The organism is Jiangella asiatica (assembly GCF_004349065.1).
In the GTDB taxonomy this organism is placed as follows: Bacteria; Actinomycetota; Actinomycetes; order Jiangellales; family Jiangellaceae; genus Jiangella; species Jiangella asiatica.
Genome location: NZ_SMKZ01000107.1, coordinates 1 through 5,040, shown reverse-complemented (window position 1 = coordinate 5,040; position 5,040 = coordinate 1). Strand labels below are relative to the sequence as shown.

Annotated in this window: 5 protein-coding genes; 3 read left to right on the top strand and 2 right to left on the bottom strand. The window is 71.8% G+C overall.

Going from position 1 to position 5,040, the window contains the following annotated elements; genetic code table 11:
- Window positions 1-44: 44 nt before the first annotated feature.
- Complete coding sequence (locus tag E1269_RS31830; protein WP_131902247.1) at window positions 45-965, bottom strand: helix-turn-helix domain-containing protein; 921 nt, start codon at window positions 963-965, stop codon at window positions 45-47.
- Window positions 966-1,066: 101 nt separating this feature from the next.
- Here E1269_RS31830 and E1269_RS31825 point away from each other — a divergent pair, with 101 nt between their 5' ends.
- Window positions 1,067-1,858, top strand: coding sequence for a phytanoyl-CoA dioxygenase family protein (locus E1269_RS31825; RefSeq protein WP_131902245.1), 792 nt, complete (start codon window positions 1,067-1,069; stop codon window positions 1,856-1,858).
- A gap of 59 nt (window positions 1,859-1,917) precedes the next feature.
- Here E1269_RS31825 and E1269_RS31820 read toward each other — a convergent pair whose 3' ends face one another.
- A complete protein-coding gene (locus tag E1269_RS31820; protein WP_131902243.1) occupies window positions 1,918-2,589 on the bottom strand; it encodes a hypothetical protein in 672 nt (223 codons plus the stop codon).
- A 342-nt stretch (window positions 2,590-2,931) separates the two neighbouring features.
- On the opposite strand from E1269_RS31820, the gene E1269_RS31815 reads away from it, so the two are divergent.
- Window positions 2,932-4,188: a PP2C family protein-serine/threonine phosphatase gene (locus E1269_RS31815; RefSeq protein WP_131902241.1), complete on the top strand. Its 1,257-nt coding sequence runs from the start codon at window positions 2,932-2,934 to the stop codon at window positions 4,186-4,188.
- On the top strand, window positions 4,185-4,682 hold the full coding sequence (locus E1269_RS31810) for a GNAT family N-acetyltransferase (RefSeq protein WP_131902239.1): 498 nt from the start codon (window positions 4,185-4,187) through the stop codon (window positions 4,680-4,682). The genes E1269_RS31815 and E1269_RS31810 overlap by 4 nt, the downstream gene beginning before the upstream one ends.
- The last annotated feature ends 358 nt before the right edge of the window (window positions 4,683-5,040 follow it).

Genomic DNA, 5,040 nt, shown 5'->3' with positions numbered 1-5,040 from the left:
GCCCCAGCCCCAGCCCCAGCCCAACCGCACCAGGCCACAGCACCTCAGCTCGCGGACGGGTGAGCTCCAGGAGGAGCACCGGTTGAGCCGCTGCGCCGCCGGTACTCGGTCGGCGACAGCCCCACGAGTGCACGGAACCGACGCGCGAAGTACGTGGGATCGGCCCAGCCGACCGCGGCCCCGACCCGGGCGGCCGGCAACGACGTGTGCGTCAGCAGGACGGCCGCCCGCTCGGCCCGAACCCTGGCCAAGAAGCCGAGCGGGGTGAGACCGACGTGCTGGCGGAACAGCCGCCCGAGATAGGCCTCGTCCAGGTTGACCGCCCGGGCCAGCTGATCCAGCCGCCACTGCTCGCCAGGGTCTGACTCCAGTCGCGCGACGGTGGCCGCGACGGCCGGGTGCGGCGGCGCTACCGCTGGCGACCGCGGTCCGCTGTCGCGGGCGGCGGTGCTCGCGGCGCGACCGTCGGCCAAGATGCCCAGGACGGTGACGAGGTGCCCGAGCACCCGGCCGGGGGTGGTCGGGCCCGGGCGGCGCAGGTCGCGCTCCATCGCGCCGATGGCCAGGATGGACTCCGTGGCAGCCGCCCGCTCGACCGAGGCGACGGCGACACCGTGCGCCCCGGCCGCCACCGGATCGGTCCACACCAGTGGGCGGAACATCGGAAAGTCGAGCAGCGGAGCGAGCTCACCGCGCAGCGCTTGGGCGGAGATGCAGCAGTTGGCGACCGTGAGGTCGGCGCAGTCGCGGAAGCCGTGCCACGCACCGGGCCGCAGGACGATGACGTCGCCGTATCCCAACGGCCGCTCGCCCCGGCTGGTCTGGTGCGTGCCGGTCCCGGAGCCGACGATCGCGATCTCGACGAAGTCGTGTGCGTGGGGCTCGACGGTGGTTCCCACCCGGTGAACCCCGCCCAGCACCGGGTGGCCGGCGAAGAGCGCGTGCTCGTGGAGGGTGGCCGGCATGTCGGGATAGTACGAGCAGTGCCCGGAATCGGCCTAGCCCTCGCCGGAACCCAGCAAGCACGCTCGGAAGGCCCAGGCCGGCGTCCCATAGGAGGATGACCATGACCACCATGCCCACCGAAGACCGCACGTCGGACGTCGACGCGACCGGCAAGGTGGCCGACGCGCTCGTCGCCGAGTACCGCAAGAACGGATTCGTCCGAGTCCGCGGTGTCTTGGAGCCGCCCGAGGTCGAGCGGTTCCGCATCGCCGCCGAGGACTTCCTGGAGGCGCACCGGTCGGAGAGCCTGGAGACCGGCGGCGTGTTCAGCCAGCTCGTCAACGTGTGGCAGCGGGACCCTTCGCTGCGGGAGCTCACCCTTCATGCCCGGCTGGGCCGCGTTGCCGAGCAGCTGGCGGGGTTCCCCCTGCGATTGTGGCATGACCAGATGCTGGTGAAGGAGCCGCACAACGACGCCGCGACGGAGTTCCACCAGGATCGGCCGTACTGGCCGCACGCCAACGACCGTCTCTCGCTCTCGGCGTGGATCGCGCTGGTGGACGTGCCGCCGGAGCGCGGCTGCATGACCTTCCTGCCCGGCACGCAGACGATCACCGGTCTGCGGCCCCAGAACCTGCACGAGGAGGACGACCTGTTCGAGGCCGACCCGTCGCTGCGCTGGGCGCCGCGAGTCACGGTGCCACTCCGCGCCGGTGACTGCACGTTCCACAGCAGCTACACCGGACACATGGCGCTGCCCAATCGGACCGACCTCGCGCGGCTCGCGCACGTGAACATCTACATGGACGCCGACACCACCTACAACGGCGCCGGGCACATCGTGACCGACCCGCTCGGCCTGGCGGTGGGCGACCGGCTCGACGGCGCCACGTTCCCCCGTCCGTGGTCCTGACCCCGCCGTGGCGGAGCCGCCCCGGGCGCTCAGGGGGAAAGCTCCCGAGGCGGCCGTCCTCATGCCGCCATCACCTGCCGGACGTCGCAAGCCGTCCTGATCAGGTCGCGGCCGCTGAACCGCTCGCCGTCGACGGACACCCGGACCGCGACGCCCGGCTGGGCCAGCCAGAACACCTCGGTGCCGGTGCGGAAGCCCGGCCCGTCGGGATGCTGGAAGGCCTCACGGGCCCAGCGATCGGGGTCCTCCTCGTGGTACTCGGCGAGGAAGGCGTGCAAGGCGTCGGCATCGGTGAACGTGGCGCTGCGCATCACCGTCACCTGGAGGTCGCGTCGGTAGGCGCCGTCGCCGTCGGGGCCGGACTCCCACACCCGCGCGAGGAACCCGACGTCCTCCCACTCGTAGGCGAAGTCGGAGACCAGCGCGCCGCGTCCGGGTGGCAGCCACCCGACACCGAACCCGTCGAGCCACTCCCGATGTCGCGACGGCGGCACCCGGCCGCAGGAACTCTCCCGCGGCACCGTCGGCTCCACGAGCGTGGCCCCGGCAGCGAGTGCCGGCGCCCCGGCACCGAATACACCCACGGCCGACGCTCCGCCGCTGAGCGCCGGCGCCACCGTCGTCCGTGCCTCGGTCGCGCCGGCCGGCGCCGCACCCACGACCCCGACCGCGGTCAGCATCGCCGCCGCGCACAGCGCGCCTACCATCACCGACACCTTTGTGACCTGCATGGATGAGTTCCTCTCGATGTGGTTGACGAGGCACTGACGGCCTCGGCGCGGCCCGTCCGACCGGCGCCCTGCCATGGTTGCCCGGCAGGTTTCGCGGCGCATCCGGCCGGAGCCCGAATGTGGACAACTCGCCGAATCACTTCCGCCTGTGGACAGCCGGCGGCGCCCGTCCGCCGGTTGTCCGTCGCCGCGACCACGACGACATATCCGCGTCCACTCCCGGGGCGCCTACTCCATCCAGGGGCATCGCCGTTACGATCCGCTGTGATCGACTTGTTTGGGGGGAGGCGACGCGGTGGGCGCGCCCGAAGCCCGCCGGCCTCGACAGTGCGGGAGTGATGGATGTCGTTGACGCTGCGCTACGTCGCGCGCACTGATGTCGGGCTCCTGCGGGAAGGCAACGAGGACTCCGGCTACGCCGGGCCGTACCTTCTCGCGGTGGCCGACGGCATGGGCGGGCACGCGGCCGGCGAGGTGGCCAGCAAGGCCGCCATCGACGAGCTCCTCCGCGCCGATCAGCCGCCGGCCCATGCCGACGCGAACCCGCTCGACGTCCTCGCGGCCGCCGTCACAGCCGCAAACGACCGCATCAACGAGCTCGCCATCGCCGACCCCGCCCGGGCCGGCATGGGCACCACGTCGACGTCGATGCTGTGGGACGGCTCGAGGCTGGCGCTGGCGCACATCGGCGACTCCCGTGCCTACCTGCTGCGCGGCGGCGTCCTCGCCCAGATCACCCGCGACCACACCTTCGTCCAGTCGCTCGTGGACGACGGCCGCATCACCGCCGAGGACGCCCGCGAGCACCCGGCTCGCTCGGTCGTCACCAAGGTCCTGCAGGGTCAGTCGCCCATCCAGCCCGACTTCTCCCTCGTCGACGTCCAGCCCGGCGACAGGTTCCTGATTTGCAGCGACGGCCTCTCCGACGTCGTGGGCGACCCGGACATCCAGCAGGTGATGGCGGCGGCCGGGTCCATTGAGGAGGCCGCCGACCGGCTGATCGCGCTGGCGCTCGACTCCGGCGCGCCGGACAACGTCACCGTCGTCCTCGGCGAGGTCGTCCCCTCGGACGACGACCACCCGGCCCCCGGCAGCTCCCAGGCGTTCATGGTCGGTGCGGTCGCCGAGCCCAGCCCGGACGGCGGCACTCCCGACGACCCGGAGACCGTCCGGTACGCGCCCCAGCCGCCGCGGCGGCGACCATGGCTACGTCCCGCCCTGGCGATCGGCGTGCTCGTGGCGGTGGGCTGGGCGGGGCTCACGATCGCCAACGACTGGGTGCGTGAGCAGTACTACATCGGCAGCAGCGGCGGTCAGGTCGCCGTCTACCAGGGCGTGAGCCAGGAGCTGGGTCCGATCCATCTCTCGGAGCTGCACCAGATTCCCGGTGACCTGCCGGTCGACGCGCTGCCGGAGGTCTTCCAGGACCAGGTCGGCGCCACCATTTCAGCCGACGACCTCGACACCGCGGTCCAGGTGGTCGAGAGCCTGCGGCGCGAGGCGTGTCAGGCTCAACAGGGCCGCGGCGCGACCGGCGGCTCCGTCTCAACTGAGGACGCCGGATTCCCCGGGCTGCGCTGCGCCGACTCCGGGCGATGAGCGAGGACGCGGCCGTCACGATCCGTCCGGCGCGGCTGCCCGGCGAGGCCGAGGATCTCGCCCGCGTGTACCTCTCCAGCGCCGAGCACCACGCCGGTCTCGATCCGGACCGCTACCGGATACCGATGGCGTCCGCGGTGGCCACGTGGTTCCGCGGCCATGCCGACGGGCGACGCCGCAGCGTCCTGGTGGCGGAGGCGGACGACCGCATCGTCGGCCTGGTGTCGATCACCCGGCTGGCCCCGCCGACCGCGGCGAGCATGCTGGCCGACGTGCCCACCGCCAGTGTCGACGTCGCCGTCGACCCCGGATATCGACGACGGGGGATCGGCCGGCGCCTGCTCGGTGCGGCCGAGGAGCGGGCCCGCGAACTCGGCGCCGTGAGGATCCAGCTGGACGCGCACGCGGCCAACGACGGCGCCCTGCGGCTCTACGCCGACCTCGGCTACCGGACGTTCGGCGTGCTGCTGAGCAAGGATGTCGACGCCACCTGAGTCCGACGTCAGCAACGACCACAGCCGCCAGCCGTCGCACGATCCAGGCGTTTGGCGCCCATATCCTTCACCAGGGCGCACATTCATGGTGGAGCGGACGCACCCATATTCACTGTCATTCGGGCTCTTCTGTTGCATCCGTGGGTCGGTGCGGTTCGGATCGCGGTGCTGGTGCGGACAAGGTGCCGTGGCGCCTCGAAATGATCACGTTCAGCAGGATCCCCCGAGCCTCACCATGATTGCGAGCATGGTGTGACACGAGATTTCGTGCTGAACGTGATCATTCCGAAGTCTCGCCCACCCACGGAAGCGGCGGAAGAAGCTCATTTCCAGGAGGTACGAGGGGTGGGTCAGCGGG

Excerpts from the sequence above, each read along its gene's own strand:
- E1269_RS31830 (WP_131902247.1), bottom strand. The coding sequence starts at position 965 with ATGCCGGCCACCCTCCACGAGCACGCGCTCTTCGCCGGCCACCCGGTG.
- E1269_RS31825 (WP_131902245.1), top strand. The coding sequence starts at position 1,067 with ATGACCACCATGCCCACCGAAGACCGCACGTCGGACGTCGACGCGACC.
- E1269_RS31820 (WP_131902243.1), bottom strand. The coding sequence starts at position 2,589 with ATGCAGGTCACAAAGGTGTCGGTGATGGTAGGCGCGCTGTGCGCGGCG.
- E1269_RS31815 (WP_131902241.1), top strand. The coding sequence starts at position 2,932 with ATGTCGTTGACGCTGCGCTACGTCGCGCGCACTGATGTCGGGCTCCTG.
- E1269_RS31810 (WP_131902239.1), top strand. The coding sequence starts at position 4,185 with ATGAGCGAGGACGCGGCCGTCACGATCCGTCCGGCGCGGCTGCCCGGC.